At 73.9% G+C, this 20,981-nt stretch carries 20 protein-coding genes; 10 read left to right on the top strand and 10 right to left on the bottom strand.

The genetic code is table 11. The annotated features are described in order from the left end of the window. Positions 1–35 precede the first annotated feature (35 nt). Positions 36–266, bottom strand: coding sequence for a hypothetical protein (locus ACZ6Y7_RS16885; protein WP_465758637.1), 231 nt, complete (start codon positions 264–266; stop codon positions 36–38). A 473-nt stretch (positions 267–739) separates the two neighbouring features. On the opposite strand from ACZ6Y7_RS16885, the gene ACZ6Y7_RS16890 reads away from it, so the two are divergent. Next, a complete protein-coding gene (locus ACZ6Y7_RS16890) occupies positions 740–1,441 on the top strand; it encodes a bifunctional DNA primase/polymerase (protein ID WP_465758638.1) in 702 nt (233 codons plus the stop codon). A 61-nt stretch (positions 1,442–1,502) separates the two neighbouring features. Here ACZ6Y7_RS16890 and map read toward each other — a convergent pair whose 3' ends face one another. Further along, on the bottom strand, positions 1,503–2,348 hold the full coding sequence (gene map, locus ACZ6Y7_RS16895; protein ID WP_465758639.1) for a type I methionyl aminopeptidase: 846 nt from the start codon (positions 2,346–2,348) through the stop codon (positions 1,503–1,505). Positions 2,349–2,452: 104 nt separating this feature from the next. On the opposite strand from map, the gene ACZ6Y7_RS16900 reads away from it, so the two are divergent. After that, positions 2,453–2,680: a hypothetical protein gene (locus tag ACZ6Y7_RS16900; protein ID WP_465758640.1), complete on the top strand. Its 228-nt coding sequence runs from the start codon at positions 2,453–2,455 to the stop codon at positions 2,678–2,680. Positions 2,681–2,722: 42 nt separating this feature from the next. Here ACZ6Y7_RS16900 and ACZ6Y7_RS16905 read toward each other — a convergent pair whose 3' ends face one another. Continuing rightward, the gene (locus ACZ6Y7_RS16905; protein ID WP_465758641.1) at positions 2,723–3,523 is read right to left on the bottom strand and encodes a hypothetical protein; all 801 of its coding nucleotides are present in this window, start codon (positions 3,521–3,523) and stop codon (positions 2,723–2,725) included. 13 nt (positions 3,524–3,536) lie between these two features. Next, on the bottom strand, positions 3,537–4,874 hold the full coding sequence (locus ACZ6Y7_RS16910; RefSeq protein ID WP_465758792.1) for an MFS transporter: 1,338 nt from the start codon (positions 4,872–4,874) through the stop codon (positions 3,537–3,539). A gap of 136 nt (positions 4,875–5,010) precedes the next feature. Between ACZ6Y7_RS16910 and ACZ6Y7_RS16915 the strand changes: the two genes are divergently transcribed. Together ACZ6Y7_RS16915 and ACZ6Y7_RS16920 are read left to right on the top strand one after the other, a co-directional pair. Continuing rightward, a complete protein-coding gene (locus ACZ6Y7_RS16915; RefSeq protein ID WP_465758642.1) occupies positions 5,011–5,280 on the top strand; it encodes a type II toxin-antitoxin system Phd/YefM family antitoxin in 270 nt (89 codons plus the stop codon). Next, positions 5,273–5,539, top strand: a complete 267-nt coding sequence (locus ACZ6Y7_RS16920) for a type II toxin-antitoxin system RelE family toxin (RefSeq protein WP_465758643.1) — start codon at positions 5,273–5,275, stop codon at positions 5,537–5,539. The genes ACZ6Y7_RS16915 and ACZ6Y7_RS16920 overlap by 8 nt, the downstream gene beginning before the upstream one ends. A gap of 48 nt (positions 5,540–5,587) precedes the next feature. Here the strand turns inward: ACZ6Y7_RS16920 and ACZ6Y7_RS16925 are convergent, their stop codons facing one another. Then, positions 5,588–6,205, bottom strand: a complete 618-nt coding sequence (locus ACZ6Y7_RS16925; RefSeq protein WP_465758644.1) for a hypothetical protein — start codon at positions 6,203–6,205, stop codon at positions 5,588–5,590. A 47-nt stretch (positions 6,206–6,252) separates the two neighbouring features. Between ACZ6Y7_RS16925 and npdG the strand changes: the two genes are divergently transcribed. Together npdG and ACZ6Y7_RS16935 are read left to right on the top strand one after the other, a co-directional pair. Next, a complete protein-coding gene (npdG, locus tag ACZ6Y7_RS16930; protein WP_465758645.1) occupies positions 6,253–6,945 on the top strand; it encodes an NADPH-dependent F420 reductase in 693 nt (230 codons plus the stop codon). 131 nt (positions 6,946–7,076) lie between these two features. Further along, the gene (locus tag ACZ6Y7_RS16935) at positions 7,077–7,271 is read left to right on the top strand and encodes a hypothetical protein (RefSeq protein WP_465758646.1); all 195 of its coding nucleotides are present in this window, start codon (positions 7,077–7,079) and stop codon (positions 7,269–7,271) included. Positions 7,272–7,296: 25 nt separating this feature from the next. Here the strand turns inward: ACZ6Y7_RS16935 and ACZ6Y7_RS16940 are convergent, their stop codons facing one another. Beyond that, complete coding sequence (locus tag ACZ6Y7_RS16940; protein WP_465758647.1) at positions 7,297–8,112, bottom strand: site-2 protease family protein; 816 nt, start codon at positions 8,110–8,112, stop codon at positions 7,297–7,299. A 293-nt stretch (positions 8,113–8,405) separates the two neighbouring features. Here ACZ6Y7_RS16940 and ACZ6Y7_RS16945 point away from each other — a divergent pair, with 293 nt between their 5' ends. Further along, positions 8,406–11,831, top strand: a complete 3,426-nt coding sequence (locus ACZ6Y7_RS16945; RefSeq protein WP_465758648.1) for an AfsR/SARP family transcriptional regulator — start codon at positions 8,406–8,408, stop codon at positions 11,829–11,831. A gap of 149 nt (positions 11,832–11,980) precedes the next feature. On the opposite strand, the gene ACZ6Y7_RS16950 is transcribed toward ACZ6Y7_RS16945, so the two are convergent. From ACZ6Y7_RS16950 to panB, 3 genes are all read right to left on the bottom strand, one after another. Then, the gene (locus ACZ6Y7_RS16950) at positions 11,981–12,793 is read right to left on the bottom strand and encodes an ABC transporter permease (RefSeq protein ID WP_465758649.1); all 813 of its coding nucleotides are present in this window, start codon (positions 12,791–12,793) and stop codon (positions 11,981–11,983) included. Continuing rightward, positions 12,790–13,809, bottom strand: coding sequence for an ATP-binding cassette domain-containing protein (locus ACZ6Y7_RS16955; RefSeq protein ID WP_465758650.1), 1,020 nt, complete (start codon positions 13,807–13,809; stop codon positions 12,790–12,792). The genes ACZ6Y7_RS16950 and ACZ6Y7_RS16955 overlap by 4 nt, the downstream gene beginning before the upstream one ends. A 166-nt stretch (positions 13,810–13,975) precedes the next feature. Further along, on the bottom strand, positions 13,976–14,845 hold the full coding sequence (gene panB, locus ACZ6Y7_RS16960; RefSeq protein ID WP_465758651.1) for a 3-methyl-2-oxobutanoate hydroxymethyltransferase: 870 nt from the start codon (positions 14,843–14,845) through the stop codon (positions 13,976–13,978). A 287-nt stretch (positions 14,846–15,132) separates the two neighbouring features. On the opposite strand from panB, the gene ACZ6Y7_RS16965 reads away from it, so the two are divergent. From ACZ6Y7_RS16965 to ACZ6Y7_RS16975, 3 genes are all read left to right on the top strand, one after another. Further along, positions 15,133–16,743 (top strand): DHA2 family efflux MFS transporter permease subunit, encoded by a 1,611-nt coding sequence (locus ACZ6Y7_RS16965; protein WP_465758652.1) that lies wholly within the window; start codon positions 15,133–15,135, stop codon positions 16,741–16,743. Between the two features lie 220 nt (positions 16,744–16,963). Next, a complete protein-coding gene (locus tag ACZ6Y7_RS16970) occupies positions 16,964–17,617 on the top strand; it encodes a TetR/AcrR family transcriptional regulator (protein ID WP_465758653.1) in 654 nt (217 codons plus the stop codon). A gap of 254 nt (positions 17,618–17,871) precedes the next feature. After that, positions 17,872–18,924: an endonuclease/exonuclease/phosphatase family protein gene (locus ACZ6Y7_RS16975; protein ID WP_465758654.1), complete on the top strand. Its 1,053-nt coding sequence runs from the start codon at positions 17,872–17,874 to the stop codon at positions 18,922–18,924. A gap of 43 nt (positions 18,925–18,967) precedes the next feature. Here ACZ6Y7_RS16975 and ACZ6Y7_RS16980 read toward each other — a convergent pair whose 3' ends face one another. Continuing rightward, on the bottom strand, positions 18,968–20,722 hold the full coding sequence (locus ACZ6Y7_RS16980) for an NAD+ synthase (protein ID WP_465758655.1): 1,755 nt from the start codon (positions 20,720–20,722) through the stop codon (positions 18,968–18,970). Positions 20,723–20,981: the final 259 nt, after the last annotated feature.

Here is a 20,981-nt window from a genome sequence, read left to right on the forward strand (position 1 = left end):
GGCCCGGCCGGCCGGAGGCCGTCGGCGGGACGCCGTCAGCCGGAGGCCTTGGCGGTGGCCGCCTCGTCGTACTCGTAGCGCCAGAACCAACTCAGGCCCCGTACCTGCTTGGCCCGGACGTACACCAGTGTGCGCGCGGCGGCGTCGCCGTGCGCGGGGACCGGGACCTTGTACGTCTTGGGCACGCCCAGCATCGGCCCCAGCGGGATCGGCAGGACCGTCCCGTCCAGGGGTCCGCCGACGAATTCGGTGTCCGCGCTCTTCATTCCTCCAGGGTCTCACCTCCGCGCATCCGCTCCGGGCGTCTCCCGGGGGGCCGGGAACGCCCGGGTGGGAAGGGGAGCGGGAGGCCCGGTGAGGGCCGAGTGCCGGGAATGTGCCCGGGGTGCGCTCGGGAGTGTGACCGGAGAGGCACCGCCCCCGGTCATCCGCAGGGCCCGCGCACCCCTATCCTTTCCTGTACGCCCTCGGGGTTCACCCGGGTCAGCGGGCCCCGTACGGGCCGGGCGGGGCGCGGATCCGCGCGCCCTCCGGCCGCTCCGGCGCGGACAGCGTGCTGCCGCGACTGCGTACCGTGACCCGGGCGTCGGCCGTCCGGTGACCCCGGGACGCGGTCGGCAGGGCGCGGACGGCAGGGCCGAGCACCCCGGGAAGCAGCCGGGCGCGCCGCGCGTTGCGTCGGAGTGGAACGTCGAACGCTGTGTCGCACCAGGCACGGCAGTTGCGCGGAAGGGGCCCGATGGAAGCCGGCGGCAGGTGGACGACCTGGTGGCAGAAACGAGAGCGTCAGCGGGCCCGTGCGGGGGGTGCGGACGGCCCGGCCGAAGGGCTGGACCAGCTGCTCGGCGCGGTGAACGCAGGCTTCCCGCTCGCGCCGGCCGCCCATCCGACCGGCCACCGCTGTTCCTGTGACCGGGTGGCCTGTCCGGCCCCGGCCCAGCACCCGGTCTCCTTCGCCTGGCAGACCCAGGCCACCACCGACCCCGAGCAGCTCACCCGCTGGCTCGCCCGCGACCCGCGGGCCAACTTCATCACCGCCACCGGCCGGGTGCACGACGTGCTGGACGTCCCGGCCGAGGCCGGCCGGCTGGCGCTGGAGCGGCTCACCGCGCTGGGCGTCGTGGGCCCGGTCGCCGCCGTCGGCGAGGACCGCTACCTGTTCTTCACCGCCACCCGGGGCACCCCGCAGGACGAGGACGAGTGGTGGCCGAGCGCGCTCGACTCCACCCCGGACACCATGTCCGAGCACCCCGGCCTGCGCTGGCACTGCCGCGGCTCCTACACCCTGCTCCCGCCGGCCGCCCTGCCGGACGGCTCCCGGGTGCGCTGGCTGCGCGGGCCCGAGCAGCCGCTGCCGGACCCGCTGCGCGTCCTGGACGTGCTGACCGACGCCTGCACCGAGGTCGGCGCCGTCGCCGAGGAACAGTGGCTCATCGGCTGACGACGCCCCTGATCGTCAAGGCGTCACGGGTTCACGGCCACGGCGTCACGGGTTCACGGCTTCACGGGAGGGTGAGGATCTCCGCGCCGTCCGCCGTGACCACCAGGGTGTGCTCGAACTGGGCGGTGCGCTTGCGGTCCTTGGTGACGACCGTCCAGCCGTCCTCCCAGATCTCGTAGTCGTACGTCCCCAGGGTCAGCATCGGCTCGATGGTGAAGGTCATGCCGGGCTTCATGACCTCGGTGGCCCGCTCGCTGTCGTAGTGCGGGATGATCAGGCCGGAGTGGAACGACGTGTTGATGCCGTGCCCGGTGAAGTCCCGCACCACGCCGTAGTCGAAGCGCTTGGCGTAGGACTCGATGACCCGCCCGATGACGTTGATCTGCCGGCCCGGCTTGACCGCCTTGATCGCCCGGTTGAGGGATTCCCGGGTGCGCTCGACCAGCAGCCGGGACTCCTCGTCCACGTCGCCGACGAGGTAGGTGGCGTTGAGGTCGCCGTGCACCCCGTGGATGTACGCGGTGGCGTCGATGTTGACGATGTCGCCGTCCTGCAGCACGGTCGAGTCCGGGATGCCGTGGCAGATCACCTCGTTGATCGAGGTGCAGACGGACTTGGGGAAGCCCCGGTAGCCGAGGTCGGACGGGTAGGCGCCGTGGTCGCACATGTACTCGTGGGCGACGGCGTCCAGCGCGTCCGTGGTGACGCCGGGGGCGATCAGCTTGGCCGCCTCCTCCATCGCCCGGGCGGCGATCCCGCCCGCGATCCGCATCTTCTCGATCGTCTCGGCGGTCTGCACCTCGGGCCCGGTGTACGGCGTCGGGGCGGGCCGCCCGACGTACTCGGGGCGCGCGATGTGCGCCGGGACCTTGCGGGTGGGGGACTGGATGCCGGGTACGAGAGCCATGGCCGCGAGTCTAGTCGCCGGGCTCCGCGCGGACGGGCGGTGTGCGGAGCCGGACGGGCCGGGGAATGATCGGTACGACTCATCCGACCGAACGGGAGGACGCCATGCCCCTCGGATTCCACCGCACGCCGACCGGGAAGCCCGGCGAGTGGTTCTACTGCATCAAGCACGCCAAGGTCGAGGAGGGCCCGGAGTGCCCGGCGAAGGACCGCCTGGGCCCGTACGGCAGCCCCGAGGAGGCGGCCCAGGCGCTGCAGATCGCGGACGAGCGCAACCGGGAGTGGCAGAACGACCCGCGGTGGAAGGACGAGCCGAGGGACCCCACCGAGTAGCCCCCGGGCCACGGGACGTCGTCCGGGGGCTGCCCGGGGGCGTCAACGCGGCTCGGGACCGGTGAAGTACTCCTCGTCCACGCTCAGCACGACCAGTCGCCGCCCGCCCGCGGCCGCCTGGGCGGCGGCCTGCTCCGCCGGCACCGCGGGCCGGGAGCCGCGGTCGGCCCAGACCGTGGCGGCCGCGTTCGGCGCGGGGAGCGCCCGGGGCGGGCCCGCGCCCGGGGCGGCGGGGGCGCTCGGATCCTTCCGGTCGTCGAAGGCCAGGGTCACGCCGAGCAGGTCGTGGTCGCCGTCGCCGCGCGGGAAGCCGTACCAGAGCCCCTCGCCCGGACGGGGTGAGGCGTTGGTGTCGGCGCCCTGGGCGCCCTGGGCGGTCATCGCCGGCTCCCAGCGTGCCCTGGCCTCGGCCGGACTCCCGCTCACCGCGAGGTACTTGACGACCTGTCGGCGGCAGGTCGGCGCCGTCCAGCGCGCCCCGGAGCCGTCGGACGGGGCCGGGTCCACGCCGCAGCCGTCCTGGACGCCCTCGCCGATCACCTGGGCGCCGGAGAGGGCCGGCAGCAGCGCGGCCAGCCGGCGGTCGATCTCGGCGGTGAGGGCCTGGTCGGCCGCGGTCACCTCGGCGGAGGCGGCCAGTGCGGCGACGTCCGGCGCCGGCGGTTTGGGCGGGGCCGCCGCCGTGGCGCCCGTCGTGGCGCCGGCCGTGCTGCCGGTCGTGGGGCGGGCCCGGTCGGCCACGCCGTCGCCGGCGTGCGACAGCGCCCAGCCCAGCGCGCCGACCAGCGCCGCCGTCACCACGACCAGCACGGCGGTCCACTGCTTCCAGCCCCCGGCGTTCATGCCGGGCAGTCTGTCACAACGCCGGTGCCGCACCCGCGGATTCGGCTGTCCCGGCTGCTTCGGCGGCCCTGGCGGCCTCGGCGGCCCGCTCGTGCCCGGCGCGGACGGCGGCGGCGTTCGGGTCGGTGCGGTCGTCGTAGGCGAGCAGCCGGGGCAACGCGGTGGCGACCGCCAGGACGGCCAGCACGCAGGCGACACCGCCGGTCCAGACGGCGGCCCGCACCCCGACCAGCCCGGCCATGGTGCCCGCCCGGACCTGTCCGAGCTGCGGGCCGACGGAGTAGCTCAGCAGCTCGACGCCGGCCATCCGGCCGCGGACGTCGTCCGGGATGGACTGGTTCCACATGGTCGAGCGGGCCAGCCCGCTGATCTCGTCGGCGCCACCGGCGAGCGCCAGTCCGAACAGCACCAGCCAGATGCTCCCGGACAGTCCGGCCAGCGCCATCGCCGCGCCCCAGCCGACGGCGGCGGCCAGCAGCAGCCGACCGTGCCGGTGGATCCGGGACGTCCAGCCGCTGGTCGCCCCGACCAGCAGGGCGCCGAGCGCGGAGGCCGCGTACATCGGGCCGAGCGCCCAGTCCGCGCCCAAGTCCGAGGCTAGGAAGGGGAAGACGGCCACGGGGTAGGCGAACAGCATGGCGCAGAGGTCGATCGCGTAGGTGCCGAGCAGGTCCTTGCGGCTCCACGCGTACCGGACACCGGTGAGCACCGCCCGGACTGACGGCCGCTCGGCCCCGGTGGCGGGCGGGACCGCCCGGATCCTGGCGAGCAGCAGCAGCGACACGGCGAAGGTGAGCACGTCCAGCGCGTACGCGGTCTGCACCCCGGCGAAGGCCACCACCACGCCGGCCAGCGCCGGCCCGGCCACCGAAGCGGCGTTGTGGTACAGGGACTTGAGGGCGAAGGCGGCGGTCAGGTGCTGGTGCGGGACGATCCGCGGGGTGAGCGAGTCCAGGGCCGGGCGCTGCAGCCCGTCGGCCGCCGCGACCAGCGCGGCTACCACGTAGACCGGCCAGAGCAGCGGGTGCGGCAGCAGGGCGTTGAGCAGCAGCAGCCCGGCCAGCAGGCCCAGTGCGGCCTCCGCCCGCAGCACCAGCTTCCGGCGGTCCAGGGCGTCGGCGAGGGCGCCGCCCCACAGGCCGAAGACGATCAGCGGAACGAGTTCGACGGCGCCGATCAGCCCGACCGCGAAGGAGGAGCCGGTGAGCTCCTTGATCTGCATCGGCACGGCGACCAGGGTCAGGAAGCTGCCGAAACTGGTCACGCAGCCTGACGTCCAGAGGTACCGGAAGTCCCGCGACGCCCGCCAAGGTGCCAGGTCCGGCGTCAGCGCGCGCAGCACCGCCCGGATCCGGCCGGGCGCGGGGGGATGCGGGGGTTCGTCGACGTTCACGAACCGTCATCCTCGGCCGCGCCCGTCCGCCTCCGCAAAGGGTTTTCGCGCCGGTACGGTGTGTACACCTGGTACCGGAGGTACGCTTGAGCGCATGACGCAGCCACTGCCCATAGAGTCGATCCGCGATGTCCGCGCGCACTTGGCCGAGGTCGTCGAGCGGGCCGATCGGGACGACGTCCCCACCGTGATCACGCGCCGGGGGAAGCAGGTCGCCGCCGTCGTGTCGATCGAGGTCCTCCGGAAGTACCAGGAGTGGGAAGAGCGCGAGATCAACCGGATCATCGACGAGCGCATGGCCGATCCCTCGCCGGGCATCCCCATCGAGGACGTCATGAGGGAGACACTGGCCCGCAGTGAGTGAGTACCGCACCGTCTTCCGGCCGGAGGCCCGGGACGAACTCCGGAAGATCCCCCGGGACACGGCCCTTCGCATCCTGGCCAAGTTGACCGAGCTGGAGAGCGATCCGCTCGGCTTCCACACCACCGCGCTCGTGTCGCAGCCCGACCGCAGACGCCTGCGCGTGGGCGACTACCGGATCATCTACACGATCGACAACGGACAGTTGGTGGTGTGGGTCGTCCACGTCGGCCACCGGTCCACGGTCTACGACGCGGGGTGACGCGGCCTCCGGTGTCCGGCGTCCGGGGCCGGACGGGCGCGGACCGGCCTACCAGCGGGTGATCGGGGGCGGGGACGCCAGGCGGGCGGCGAGGGTGGCGAGGCGGGTGAGGCGGGAGCGGCGTACGGTGCCGGGGGCGCCGGCGGCGGCGCTGACCAGGTGTTGGGCGAGGTCGAAGGGCTCCTCGGCGGCGGTGCCGACGGACAGGCGCTCATGGGCGAGTTCGGCGAGTTCGGCGAGGTCACCCGGGGCGCTGGGGGCGGCGCCGTCCAGGGCGAGGACGGTCGCGCCGTGCCGCCGGGCGTCCTGCACCCGCTCCAGCAGGGGGGCGCCGGCCGCGTCCGGGGCGACCACCAGGACGGTGGCGCCGCGCCCGGCCTCGGTCAGGCGTCGCAGGCCGTGGGCCAGATGGCCCGGGGCGCCGGGCGCCGGGCGGTGCCGCAGCAGGGTGGGGGCCAGCCGGGGGACGGCCGACCAGGCGGCCTCGTCCGCCAGGTGCGCGGCCAGGTGCCAGGGCTCGTACGCCTCGGTGCCGACCAGCAGCAGCCCGTCAGACCCGCGCCGCTCCACCGAGCGCCGCAGCGACCCGGCGAAGCCGCCGACCGCCTCCCACCATCCCGTGCCCGCCAGCCGTTCCCGGAGTGCCGAAACTCTCACCGCGTCCATGCGGGCCAGAATGTCGCGTCGGGCCCGGGGTTTGGCAGGATCGGCCCATGACTTCCCTCGATTCAGCGACAAACCCGGCCCACGACCTGCCGGACGTCTCGCAGCTGGTGGTCGGCGTCCTCGGCGGCACCGGCGACCAGGGGCGGGGCCTGGCCCTGCGGCTGGCCAAGGCCGGCCAGCAGGTGATCATCGGCTCCCGCGACGCCGCCCGGGCCGAGGCCTCGGCCGCCGAGCTGGGCCTCGGCGTGCGCGGCACCGACAACGCCACCGTCGCCCGGGAGAGCGACGTGGTGATCATCGCGGTCCCGTGGGACGGTCACGCCGCCACGCTGACCGCGCTGCGCGAGGAACTCGTCGGCAAGATCGTCGTCGACTGCGTCAACCCGCTCGGCTTCGACAAGCAGGGCGCGTACGCGCTGAAGCCCGAGGAGGGCAGCGCCGCCGAGCAGGCCGCCGCCCTGCTGCCGGACTCCCGGGTCACCGCCGCGTTCCACCACCTCTCGGCGGTGCTGCTGCAGGACGAGTCGGTGGAGGCGATCGACACCGACGTCATGGTGCTCGGGGAGGACCGGGACGCCACCGACATCGTGCGCGCCCTGGCCGCCCGGATCCCCGGCATGCGCGGCATCTACGCCGGCCGGCTGCGCAACGCCCACCAGGTCGAGGCGCTGGTCGCCAACCTGATCTCGGTCAACCGCCGCTACAAGGCCCACGCGGGCCTGCGGATCACCGACGTGTGACCTCGGGGAGCCGTGTCGACCTCACCCCTGGACCCGCTCCGGAGGTGAGGTCGGCGACAATGGGTGCCGGCCGCGACCCGGCCCGGCCGCACCCGTTCCATCGGCCGTACCCGTCCTAGGAGCCTCCCGCCATGCCCCGCACGTCCCTGCTCGCCCTGATCGTCGTCGTCCTCGCGCTGGCGGCCGCCGTCTTCTCGCTGACCCAGGGCCTGTGGCTGGGCCTGATCTGGCTGCCGCTGGCGGGCGTGGCCAGCAACGTGCTGTGGCTGAACCGCCGCCGGGCGAAGATCGCCGAGGCCGCCGCCACGGCCGCCGAGCAGGGCTAGCGGGGCCGGCGGGGCACGCTAGCCCTCAGTTCTTCCAGAAGCTGAACAGGTACCGGCCGAGCGTCGCGTAGTCCTGGTCCACGCCGAACAGGTTCATCAGGCCGTGGACGATCCCGAAGAAGAACGAGTTCACCGAGGGCTGCCACAGCAGCGCGAACACCGCGAGCATCCCGTACGGCGCGAACGGCTCGACCGCGCGCCGGGTCTTGTACGACAGCCAGGGCTCGACGATGCCGTAGCCGTCCAGGCCGGGCACCGGCAGCAGGTTCAGCACGGCCGCGCTGAGCTGGAGGAAGCCGAGGAAGCCGAGCGCGCCGGAGAACGGCGAGATGGTCAGCTCGTAGCCCTGCCAGAACGCGTGCACCGTCGGGTCGTCCAGCCAGCCCGCGCCGATCGGGACCAGCAGCACGGCCGCGAACAGCAGGTTCACCAGCGGACCGGCCGCCGAGATCAGGCTGTGCTTGAGCCGGCCCTGGATCCGGTGCCGCTCGATCCACACCGAGCCGCCGGGCAGGCCGATGCCGCCGAGGATCACGAAGACGATCGGCAGGACGAAGCTGAGCAGCACGTTGGCGTACTTCAGCGGGTTGAGCGTCAGGTAGCCCTTGGCGCCGACGGTGATGTCGCCGCCGTGCAGCGCGGTGCGGGCGTGCGCGTACTCGTGCAGGCAGAGCGAGACCATCCAGCCCGCGACCACGAACAGGAACACCCCGAACGAGGTGTTGCCGTAGCCCGAGTACACCGCCCAGCCGGAGGTGCCGAGTATGGCGAGGAGCACCCAGAACACCGGGCTGATCCGGCGGTCCTCGCTGCGGGAGCGCGGCGTGGCGGCGAAGGTCATGGTCTGGGTGCTCCGTGGGCAGAGGGGGCGGGACTCGGGCCGGGGTCGATCATGCCGGGCGGGCCGGTGACCGGACAAGCCGCTCCGGGTGAACGTCCGGGCGCCCGGACGCGTTCCTCCGGCCCCACGGCGGCGGGGCGGGTGTGAGGGCGGGCGAAGGCGGCGGACGAGGGGAGGGCGAGGGGGGCGGAGGCCGGGCGGACGGGGCGTGCGGGAGGACGGCGGGTCGGAGACGGAGCGGAGGCCTGCACAATTGTGCGGCCGCACCCGCGCCCATCGACCAGAATGGTCCGGTGCACTACGGCATCCTCGGGACGACCACGGCCCACCACGACGACGGAACCCCGGTGCCGCTCGGCGGCGCCCGCCTGCGGGCGCTGCTCACCGCCCTGGCCCTGCGGCAGGGCCGCCCGGTCCCGGCCGACCTGCTGGTGGACGAGGTGTGGGACGCCGATCCGCCGCAGGACTCCTCCGCCGCGCTGCAGACCCTGGTCGGCCGGCTGCGCCGCACCGTCGGCCGGGACGAGATCGGCTCCGGCCCGGCCGGGTACTGGCTCACCGGCCCGGGCACCGACCTCGCCGACTTCCAGCGGTTGAGCGCGGAGGGCCGCCGCGCCCTCGACGCCGGGGACCACGCGGTCGCCGCCGAGCGGCTGCGCGCCGCCCTGGCGCTGTGGCGCGGCCCGGCCCTCGCCGATCTGCCGGACCGCACCGGCCCGGCCGCCCGGCTGGAGGCCCAGCGCGAGGAGGCCCGCCGGCACCGGATCACCGCCGACCTCGGGCTCGGCCGGGCGCCCGAGCTGGTCGCCGAGCTGGCCGAGCTGTGCGAGCGGCAGCCGCTGGACGAACCGCTGCAGCTGCTGATGCTGCGGGCGTTGCACGAGAGCGGCCGGACGGCCGAGGCGCTGCGGCACTACGAGCGGACCAGGCGCGCCCTGGCCGACGAGCTCGGTGTCGACCCGGGCCGGCAACTCCAGTCGTTCTACGGGGAGTTGCTCGCGCCGGTGGTCGAGGCGCCGAAACGCCGGCCCGCCCCCGCCCCCGCCCCCGCCCCCGCACCCGTGCCCGCCCCCGCCCCCGCCCCCGCGCCGGAGTCGGCCGGGCCCGCTTCCGCCCCTCAACTCCCGCGCCCCGGCGGCAACCTGCGTGGGCGGCTGACCAGCTTCGTCGGCCGCGAGGCCGATCTCGCCGTGCTGCGAGGCCTGTTGACGGAGCGTCGGCTGGTGACCCTGACCGGCCCCGGCGGCTCCGGCAAGACCAGCCTCTCGGTCGAGGCCGGACGAGCCGAACAGTCCGCCGGGAGCTGGCCGGACGGCGTCTGGGTGGTCGAACTCGCCCCGCTGGAGAGCCCGGACGCGGTGCCCGCCGCGGTGGTCTCCGCGCTCGGTCTGCGCGAGATCGTGCTGCACAGCGCCAACGTGGTCGCCGAGGTGATCGAGAAGCGGGTCGAGGACCCGGTGCGCCGGCTGGTCGAGCACTGCGGCCACCGTCGGATGCTGCTCGTCCTGGACAACTGCGAGCACCTGATCCAGGCCGCCGCCGAGCTGGCCGACGTACTGCTGGCCGAGTGCCCCGGCCTGACCGTCCTCGCCACCAGCCGCGAGCCCCTCGGTGTGCCCGGCGAGACGGTGCTGCCGGTCGAGCCGCTGCCGGACCCGGTCGCGCTGCGGCTGTTCGCCGAGCGCGCCGCCACCGCCCGTCCCGGCTTCGACCCGCAGGCCGACCCGGAGGCCTGCGCGGAGATCTGCCGCCGGCTGGACGGGCTGCCGCTGGCCATCGAACTGGCCGCCGCCCGGCTGCGGGTGATGACGCCGCGCCAGATAGCCGACCGGCTGGACGGCCGGTTCGCACTGCTCACCGCGGGCAGCCGCACCCTCCTGCCGCGCCAGCAGACCCTGCGCGCGGTGGTCGACTGGAGCTGGGACCTGCTGGGCAAGCGGGAGCGCGCGGTGCTGCGCCGGCTCTCGGTGTTCGCGGGCGGCTGGCAGCTGGAGGACGCCGAGGCGGTCTGCGCCGACGGCACCGACGTGGCGCCCGGCGAGGTCGCCGACCTGCTGCTCTCGCTGGTCGACAAGTCGCTGCTGGTCGCCGACCTGGAGGGCGGCAGTCTCCCGCGCTACCGGATGCTGGAGACCATCCACGAGTACGCGGCCGAGCGCCTCGCCGAGTCCGCCGCCGAGCGCGCCGCCACCGAGGCCCGCCACCTGGCGCGCTTCCGCGCCCTGGTCGCCGAGGTCGACCGCCACATCCACGGCCCCCGGCAACTGCACTGGCTGGCGGTGCTGGAGCGCGAGAAGGACAACATCAGGGCGGTGCTGCGCCGCGCGATCGACCTGCGCGACGAGGAACAGGCGCTGGTGCTCGTCCTCGGCATGCACTGGTACTGGTCGCTGCGCGGCTACAGCATGGAGGCCCGCGGCTGGTACAACGCGGTCGCCGCCCTGGGCCCCGACCCGCTCGCCGAGGACGCCCCGCCGCCGCTGCCGTTGGAGCGCGGTGTGCTGGCGTACGGCGTGCCGATGCCCGAGGGCGTGGTGGAGGAGGCCCGTCGGCTGCTCGCGATCTACCGGCTGATCGCGCTGTTCGAGGGGAACCTGGACGTGCTGGGCGACCAGGAGGCGATCAGGACCGCGAACCGGTTGCTGGACGTCTACACCCCGGAGCTGCCGCAGGCCTACCGCTTCCCGGCGCTGATGCGGGTGTTCGGCGCCTTCCTGTCCGGCCGGCTGGAGCGGATGAAGGACCTGCTGGACGACGCCGTGGCCGGCTGCGAGCGGTACGGCGACCCGAGCGACCTGGCGTTCATCCTGCAGGTCCGGGCCAGGATGCTGAACGACTGGCCGCTCGGCGCCGAGCAGAGCATCGCGGACGGCGAGCGCTCGCTGGAACTGTACGAGCGAGACGGCAACCTCTGGGGGATCTCCCAGGCGCTGGCCGCCCACGGCGAGGCCCTGGCCAACCGGGGCGACTCCGCGGCCGCCGCGGCCGCGTACGCGCGGGCGATCGAGCTGGCGGAGGAGCTCGGGGCGCCGCAGGAGGTCCCGGCGCTGCGGGTGCACCTGGGCACCGCCCTGCTGGAGCAGGACATGGACCGCGGCGAGCGGGTCATCAGGGAGGCGCTGGCCTCCATCGAGTCCCCGGGCGCCGACCAGTCCGCCACCGGCGCCCTGATGTTCGGCCACCTGACGCTCTGCGGGATCCACGCGCAGCGCGGCGAGTACGGGCGGGCGCTGGCCGAGCTGGACGCGCTCGACGTGGTCAGGGCGGGCGGCTTCGCGCCGAACGTCGTGGCCGGGCTGCTGACCAGTGCCAGGGGTTGGATCACCGCCCGGGCCGGTGATCCTGACCGGGGCCTCGCCCTGCTGCGCGAAGGTCGTCGGGTGCTGCGCTCGACGGCGGCCGGCGTCGGCTTCGCCGAGCACATGACGGTGATGGTGGTCCCCGCCGTGGCCGGGGTGCTGTGCACCTTCGCCCAGCGCGACGGCGACCTGGACCGGGCCCGGACGGCGGCCGTGCTGATCGGGGCGCACGGCGGTCTGCACGGCCCCAAGGGCGGCTACCTGGACCGGGTCGAGCAGATCCGCGTGTCGGAGGTCCTGCGCGGGCTGCTCGGGGACGAGGTGTTCGAGGCGGCCCGCGCCGACGGCACCGGGATGTCCCAGCAGGAGACCTACCGGCTGCTGGAGGAGCTGATCGGCGAGGATCCGGCCGAGGCCTGACGGGGCGGGGTGCTCGGCGGGCCCGGTGGGCCGGTGTCCGTCCCCAGGTCACCGGCCCACCGGGCCCGTACGACGGCCGGCGCCTGTCCCGGGCGGCCGGCCGTCCCGTCCGCCGGCCCTCCCCCGCGGAGGGCCGACGCGGTCCGCGGTCAGGTCCGCTTGCGGAAGCGGGCGACCGCGAGCGGGGCGAAGACCGCGGTGGCGGCCACCGACCAGACCAGGACGATCATCACGGGGTGGGCCACCGCCCCTTCGCCGTTGAGCAGCGCCCGGGAGGCGTCGGCCAGTGCGGAGAGCGGGTTGACCTCGGTGAAGGAGCGCAGCCAGCCGGGCATGGTGCTGGTCGGCGCGAAGATCGAGCTGCCGAACTGCAGCGGCATCAGGACCAGCATGGCCACGCCCTGGACGGCCTGGGCGCTGCGCAGCGACATGCCCAGCAGCATCGAGACCCAGACGATCGACATGCCGAAGAGCAGCGACAGCCCGACGGCCGCGAGCACCTCCAGCGGGCCGGTCCTGACCTCGAAGCCGATGCACATCGCGAAGCCGATCAGGATCGCGAAGGAGAGCAGCGCCCGGCAGGTCTCGGCGGCGATCTTGGAGAGCAGGACGGCGGAGCGGCCGATCGGCAGGGTCCGGAAGCGGTCCATCACACCGGTCTGGAAGTCGCTGTTCAGGCCGGTGCCCACGGCCATCGCGAGGGTGAGTCCGGTCTGCCCGAGCAGGCCGGGGACCATGTACTGCTTGTAGGCGTCCTGGTTGCCGGAGACGGCGCCGCCGAAGACGTAGACGAACAGCACGGTGAAGATCACCGGCATCAGCACGGCGTCGAACATCGACTCCGGGTCGGCCTTGATCCGCATCAGGTTGCGCCGGGTCAGTGCGCCGACGTGGCGCAGGGTTCCGGACAGCCCGATCCGGGAGTCCTCCACCCGGGTGGGGGCGGGCGTGGCGGTGGTCATGCGACGGGCTCCTTGACGGGGCTGGGGGCGGCGTCCGCCGGGGCGGGCTTGCCGGTGATGGCGAGGAAGACCTCGTCGAGGCTGGGCACCTTGGTGTCGATGCCGGCGATCGCGAAGCCGCGGCCGCCGAGCACCGCGATCACGGCGGTCAGCTGCTCGTCGTCGGTGATCGGCACGGCGAGCAGGCCGGTGTCGGCGGAGAAGGTGGCGGTGGTGACGCCGTTGTCGTGCAGGCAGCGGGCCATCTCGGGGAGTCCGGCCGGGTCGACCGGGCGGACCTGCAGGGTCTGGCCGCCGACCTTGGCCTTGAGGTCGGCGACGCCGCCGTTGGCGATCACCTTGCCGCGGTCGATGACGGTCAGCTCGTTCGCGAGCTGCTCCGCCTCCTCCATGTACTGGGTGGTGAGCAGCACGGTGCTGCCCTCGGCGACCATCCGCTGCACCTCGTCCCAGACCTCGTTGCGGGTGCGCGGGTCCAGGCCGGTGGTGGGCTCGTCCAGGTAGAGCACCCGGGGGCGGCCGATCATGCTGGCGGCCAGGTCGAGGCGGCGGCGCATGCCGCCGGAGTAGGTCTTGGCGGGCCGCTTGGCGGCCTCGGTGAGCGAGAAGCGCTCCAGCAGTTCGGCGGCGCGGGACTTGGCCTCGCGGCGCGGGAGGTCGAGCAGGCGGCCGATCAGGTAGAGGTTCTCGTACCCGGACAGCAGCTCGTCGACCGAGGCGTACTGGCCGGTGAGGCCGATCGTGCGGCGCAGCTGCTTGGGCTGGCGCAGGACGTCGTAGCCGCCGACGAAGGCGGTGCCCGCGTCCGGCTTGATCAGGGTGGACAGGATCCGGACCAGGGTGGTCTTGCCCGCGCCGTTGGGGCCGAGCACGCCGAGGACGGTGCCCTCCTTCACGGTGAGGTCGACCCCGTCGAGGGCCTTGGTGGCGCCGTAGTGCTTGACGATGCCGCGGACCTCGACGGCGTTGCCGGCGGCGGCTCCCCGGTCGTTCGGGGCGGTGGCGATTCGTGTCATGCCCCCAAGGTTGTCCGCCCGGCCTGTCAGCCCCCTGTCGGCCCGGTGCCCGCCGCGGCGGGCCGCTGCCAGGCGGCTGTCACCCCGCTGTCACCGGTGGCCGGGCACGACAGCGCCCCCGCTCCGGAACTCGGAACGGGGGCGCGGAACGGGGGCGCGGGCGGGCTCAGTGGAAGCTGTGCTCCTCCGCCGGGAAGGCGCCGCCGCGGACGTCCTCGGCGAAGGCCCGGGCGGCGTCGCCCAGGACGGTCCGCAGGTCGGCGTACTTCTTGACGAACTTCGGCACCCGGCCGGCCGTCATCCCGGCCATGTCGGTCCAGACCAGGACCTGGGCGTCGGTGCCGGGGCCGCCGCCGATGCCGACGGTCGGGATCGCCAGCTGCTCGGTGACCTGGGCGGCCAGCTCGGCCGGCACCGCCTCCAGCACCACGGAGAACGCGCCCGCCTGCTGGACGGCCTTGGCGTCGCGCAGCAGCTGGTGCGCCGCCTCGTCGCCGCGGCCCTGGACCGGGTAGCCGCCGAAGGCGTGCACGGACTGCGGGGTGAGGCCGATGTGCGCCATCACCGGGATGCCGGCCTCGACCAGCAGCTCGATCGAGCGGGCGCTGCGCTCCCCGCCCTCCAGCTTGACCGCGCCGACCCCGGCCTCCTTCATCAGCCGGGCCGCGTTGTGCATGGCCTGCGCGGGGGACTCCTGGTACGAGCCGAACGGCAGGTCGGCGACGATCATGGCGCGCTTGGTGCCGCGGACGACGGCGGCGGAGAGCATCACCATCTGATCCATGGTCACCGGCACGGTGGTCTCGTAGCCGAGGTGGCAGTTGCCCGCCGAGTCGCCGACCAGCAGGACCGGGATGCCGGCCTCGTCGAACACGCCCGCGGTCAGGGCGTCGTAGGCGGTGAGCATCGACCACTTCTCGCCGCGCTGCTTGGCGGAGGCGAGGTCGCGGACGGTGACGCGGCGGCTGGTGACCCCGCCGTAGAGGGTGCTGGTCGACGCCTGGTTCTGGGCAGGCGAAGGCGAAGAAGCGTTCATCGAACGGACTCCTGAAGGGTTGTCGTCTCGTGGCGCCGTGCGGCGTCCCCGGATCACCTCCATGCTTGCACGCCCCGGCGTGCGCGCAAAGAGGCGTGCGCTCGCCCGGGTGCGATCCACGCCACACGGCGTGACCGGAGGCCGTGGACGGAGGCCGGCTTTGCCTCGTTTTTACGAAACGGGGTCGTCTCGTATCGTATTCCCCGCTACTCTGGTGCGGGGGGTTACGAGACGGATCCGGCTCGGAATTGCCCGCCAGTGCCACACCACCACGGACGGGAAGACCAATGACCACCGCAGCCGCGCCACCCCGTGTGCCGGAAGCCATCCACCGTCGGCGCTGGGCGATCCTCTGCACCCTGGTGCTCGCCCTGCTCGTCGTCGTCCTCGACAACTCGATCCTCAACGTCGCGATGAAAACCATCGCGACCCCCGCTCCGGTCGGCCTCGGCGCCACCCAGAGCGACCTGGAGTGGTCGATCAACTCCTACACCCTGGTGTTCGCCGGGCTGCTGTTCACCTCGGGCCTGCTCGGCGACCGGTTCGGCCGCAAGCTCGCGCTGCTGGCCGGCATGGTGGTCTTCGGGATCGCCTCGCTGCTGTCCTCGATGGCCGGCTCGCCCGGTGAACTCATCGGCTTCCGCGCCCTGATGGGCGTCGGCGCCGCGCTCGCGATGCCCGCCACCCTGGCGATCATCATGAACGTCTTCGAGCGCTCCGAGCAGCCCAAGGCGATCGGCATCTGGGCGGGCGCGGTCGGTCTGGCCATCGCCATCGGCCCGATCACCGGCGGTCTGCTGATCGAGCACTTCTGGTGGGGCTCGGTCTTCCTGATCAACGTCCCGATCGTGATCGTCGCGGTGATAGCGATGGCGGTCCTGGTGCCGGAGTCCAAGGACCCCAACCCGGGCAAGCTCGACCCGGTCGGCGTCCTGCTGTCGATCGTCGGCCTGGTCGCGCTGATCTACGGCATCATCAAGGGCGGCGAGCTGGCCGACTTCACCGCCGCCGAGGCCTGGGTGCCGACCCTGGTCGGCGTGCTCGCCCTGGCCGCCTTCGTCTGGTTCGAGCGTCGCACCGCGTCCCCCGCGCTGGACGTCACCTGGTTCCGCAACAAGGTGTTCAGCGCCTCCGTGGTGGTCGTCGGCGTGATCTTCTTCGCGCTGATGGGCGTCTCCTTCTTCGGTGTCTTCTACATCCAGAGCGTGCGCGGCTACAGCGCGCTGCAGGCCGGCCTGCTGATGCTGCCGCTGGCCGTGGCCCAGCTGCTGTTCGCGCCGCGGGCCCGGCTGGTGGTCGACCGCTTCGGCGTCGCCGCCACCGCCGCCGCCGGCATGCTGCTGGTCGCGATCGGCTTCGTCGGCTACACCGTGCTGACCGCCACCACCCCGATCTGGGTGCTGATCGTGCTCGGCCTGGTGATGGGGGCCGGCATGGCGCACGTCATGCCGCCGGTCACCGTCGCGATCATGGGCTCGCTGCCCCGCGAGAAGGCCGGCGCCGGCTCGGCCGTCAACAACACCTTCCGCCAGGTCGGCGGCTCGCTCGGGGTCGCCGTGCTCGGCGCGGTGCTCTCCACCGTCTACCGCGACGGGATGTCCGACACGCTGAACCAGCTGCCGGAGAACCTGCGCGACAAGGCGGGCGAGTCGCTGGAGGCCACCCTGGCCATCGCCGACCGGATCCCCGGCGGCCGGGCGCTGATCGGCCCGGCGAACGACTCCTTCATCCACGCCATGCACGTGGTCGCCTCGCTCTCGGTGGGCATCTCGGTGATCGGCGCCCTGGTCGCCTGGTTCCTGCTGCCGCGCCGCTCGGCCGCCCCCGCCGGCCCGGCCGGCCCGGGCCCCGAGCAGCAGGGCGAGCCGCTCGTCGAGACGGCGGCCGCGGACGCCTGATCCGCGCCGGGGCGGGCCGGACCGGCCCTCCGGGGCCGGACCGGCCCTCCGGGGCCGGACCGGCCCGGGCGAGGGATCACGACCGAGGGACAATGGCCCTGTCACTCCGGGTGTGCCCGAGGTGACAGGGCCTCGGTCCGGGGGCGGCCCGCCCGCCCCCGGACCGCCAACGACACGCACGGCGCCCGCGCGCCCGGGCAAGCGAGGGAGAACAGCGGGGATGAAGACGGACACCCCGACCGCCGACACCGGGCAGGACTGCGCCCCGGACAGCGGCCAGGCCTGCCCCGCCGCACGCCGCGGCCGCCCCCGCAGCGAGGCCGCCGAGCAGGCCATCTTCACCGCGGTGGTGGACCTGATGGCGGGCGGCACCACGATGTCCGAGCTCACCATCGAGGGCATCGCCACCGCCGCCGGCGTCGGCAAGGCCACCATCTACCGGCGCTGGCCCAACAAGGAGGCCCTGCTGGTCGACGTGGTCGGCAAGCTGGAGGTCCCGATGCCCGAGCCCACCGGCCGCGGCGCCCGGGCCGACCTGATCGAGATGATCGACTACATGCGCCGGCGCGGCCTCGCCAAGCGCACCCGCTGGGTCCTCAAGGCCGCCCTCGGCCAGATGCACGGCCTGCCCGAGCTGCACAACGCCTACCGCGAGCGGGTGGTCAAGCCGCGCCGCGAGGCCGGACTGAAGCTGATCCGACGCGCCATGGACGAGGGCGTGCTCCGCTCCGACCTCGACCTGGACCTGCTCGGCGACCTGCTGATGGGCCCGATCCTCTACCGCAGCATCCTGTGGGACGACTCCGACCTGGAGGACCCGGACCTGGCCCGCACGATGGTGGACTCGCTGATCGAGGGCCTCGGGCCGCGCTGACCCCGGCCGCCCCCGCACTGACCCCCGCGCTGACCCGGCCGACCCCGGCGCGGAGCGGGGCCGGCCCGCGGGCCTTCCGGTCGGACGTGGTCTAACTCACCAAACCGGGCCACGCCGGAACCCGCTCCGGGGGAGTGACGTCTGTCCCGGCATAGGCTGAGCCGGGCGTCCGATCGAACCGGCACCGGTCCGGTACCGCGCCCGTTCCCCCGGGCCCCGGAGCGGCGGGCGGCACGAAAGAACGGGAGCCAGGGATGACGCAGGCGGACAGGACCGAGCGGACCGCGGCCCCCGGAGGTGCCGAGGACCCGGCCCCCGCGGCCCGGTCCGGCGGCTTCCTCGGCCTGCGGGACTGGGGCCGGGACGCCCGCGGCGCCACCACCTGGCGGCGCGGCCTGGTGATCGCCGCGCTGGCCGTGCTCACCGCGGCCCTGTTCGCCTTCCATGCCGACGTGCCCAACGGCGTGGGCAACCTCGGCAGCCTGCTGGAGACCTTCCTGCCCTGGGTCGGCCTGGCCGTCCCGGTGCTGCTGGTGCCCGCGCTGCTGCGCCGCTCCGCCACCGCGCTGATCGCCCTGCTGCTGCCCGTCGTGCTCTGGGTCAACCTGTTCGGCGGCCTGCTGAGCGACAAGAACGGCGGCCAGGGCGACTGGACGGTGGTCAGCCACAACGTGGCGGCCGCCAACACCGACGTGCCGGCCACCGTCCGGGGGCTGGTCGCCTCGGGCGCCCAGATCGTCGCCCTGCAGGAGCTGGCCGGCAAGGCGCTGCACGCGTACGAGACCGGGCTCGCCGAGGCGTACCCGTACCACACGGTGGAGGGCACGGTCGGGCTCTGGTCGAAGTACCCGATCCGCGCAGCCGCGCCGGTGGACCTCAAGATGGGCTGGACCAGGGCCTTCCGGGCCGAGGTCGGCACCCCGCAGGGCCCGGTCGCCGTGTACGTCGCGCACCTGCCGTCGGTGCGGCTGAAGGCCGAGGGCGGCTTCACCGTCGACCAGCGGGACGTCAGCGCGCAGGCGCTCGGCGACGCGATCGAGGCCGAGCCGGTCAAGAAGGTGCTGCTGCTCGGCGACCTCAACGGCACCATGAACGACCGCAGTCTGGCGCCGATCACCTCGCAGATGCGCTCGGCGCAGGGCGCCGCCGGGGACGGCTTCGGCTTCAGCTGGCCGGCGGCCTTCCCGATGGCGCGGATCGACCAGATCATGAGCAAGGGCGGGCTGAAGCCGGTCGACTCCCGCACCCTGCCCCGGGACGGCAGCGACCACCTCGCGGTGGCCGCCACCTACCGGTTCTCGTCCTAGCCGTAGCCCAGGCCCAGGCCCTGGCCCTGGCCCTGGCCCGGGCTCAGCCCCGGCGCCAGCGGTTGGTGATCGGCAGGCGGCGGTCCCGGCCGAAGTTCTTCACCGAGATCTTCGGGCCCGGCGGGTACTGGCGCCGCTTGTACTCCGCGGTGTCGACCAGGCGCACCACCCGGTCCACCACCGCCGGGTCGAAGCCGGCCGCCACGATCGCGTCCCGGCCCTCGTCCCCCTCGATGTAGCGGGCCAGCACGCTGTCCAGCAGGTCGTAGTCCGGCAGCGAGTCGGTGTCCTTCTGGTCCGGCCGCAGCTCGGCGGACGGCGGCTTGACGATGGTGTTCTCCGGGATCGGGGGCACCTCGCCGCGCCGCTCGGCCTCCTCGTTGCGCCAGCGGGCCAGCCGGAAGATCAGCGACTTGTAGACGTCCTTGATCGGCCCGAACGCGCCCACCGAGTCGCCGTACAGGGTCGAGTAACCGACCGCCAGCTCGCTCTTGTTGCCCGGCGCGAGCACGATGTGCCCCTCCTGGTTGGAGATCGCCATCAGCAGGGTGCCGCGCAGCCGGGACTGCAGGTTCTCCTCGGCCAGGCCGGTCAGCTCGGTGGCCGCCAGGTAGGCGTCGAACATCGGGGCGATGGAGACGGTGCGGAAGTGCAGACCGGTGCGGCGGGCCAGGTCGGCCGCGTCGTCCTTGGAGTGGTCGGAGGAGTACCGGCTGGGCATCGAGACGCAGTACACGTTCTCGGCGCCGATCGCGTCCACCGCGATCGAGGCCACCAGCGCGGAGTCGATGCCGCCGGAGAGGCCGATCAGGACCGACCTGAAGCCGTTCTTGGCGACGTACGCCCGGGTGCCGGAGACGAGGGCGGCCCAGATCTCGGCCTCGTCGGACAGCCGCGGCGCGACCTGCGCGGTCAGCGGCTCGGCGGGCGCGGGCAGGGCCCCGCCGTCCAGTTCGGTGCGGACCAGGTGGAGTCCGTCGCTCAGCAGCAGGCCGTCGGTGTGGTCGCTGCTGGCGGCCGGCAGGTCGAGGTCCAGCACCAGCAGGTGCTCCTCGAACTGCGGGGAGCGGGCGAGGACCTCGCCGTCCGCGCCGACCACGATCGAGTCCCCGTCGAAGACCAGCTCGTCCTGGCCGCCGACCATGTTGACGTACGCCAGGGTGCAGCCCGCCTCGGCGGCCCGGCGCCGGACCAGCTCCAGCCGCTGGTCGTCCTTGTTCCGCTCGTACGGCGAGCCGTTGACCACCAGCAGCAGCCCGGCCTCGGCCTCACGGGCCGCGGTGACCCGGCCGCCGTCCTGCCAGATGTCCTCGCAGATCGCCAGCGCGACGTCCACCCCGTGCACCCGGACCACCGGCAGCTGGTCGCCCGGGACGAACCAGCGGAACTCGTCGAACACGCCGTAGTTGGGCAGGTGGTGCTTGGCGAAGCGGGTCACCACCTCGCCCCGGTGCAGCACGGCGGCGCAGTTCTGCGGGGACCCTGCCGGGCGGTTGAAGCGCGGCGAGGGGTGCTCGGAACGCCCGAGGTAGCCGACCACCACCGGCACCTCGCCCAGCCCGTCGGCCGCCAGCCGGCCGGCCAGCTCGACCAGCGCGCCGCGGGAGGCCTCGACGAAGGAGCGGCGCAGGGCGAGGTCCTCGACCGGGTAGCCGGTGAGGGCCATCTCGGGGAAGGCGACCAGCTGCGCGCCGGCCTCGACGGCCTGCTTGGTCCAGCGCACCACCTCATCGCTGTTGCGGGCGAGGTCACCGACCCAGGGGTCGATCTGGCTCAGGGCGAGACGGAGATTGGGCATGCCCCCGAGTGTAATCGTCTATCTGACGCAATGTCCCGCGAGGGGGTCGCTCCCGGGGTCGGCACCGGGGTCGTACCGGGGTCGGTACGGGGGCGGGTCCGGGGGCCGGTCCCGGGGGTTCCTCCCCGTCGGCCGTCCCACCGGCCGTCCCCCCGCCCTTCCCGGGGGTCGGCACTGCCGAGTCGCGCGCTGATCGGCCATGATGGGGGCATTCGCTCACAGGGTCTTCCGGAGGCCTTCCGGGCGTAACACGAGCGTA

The sequence above is a fragment of the Kitasatospora sp. NPDC053308 genome, from assembly GCF_055585785.1.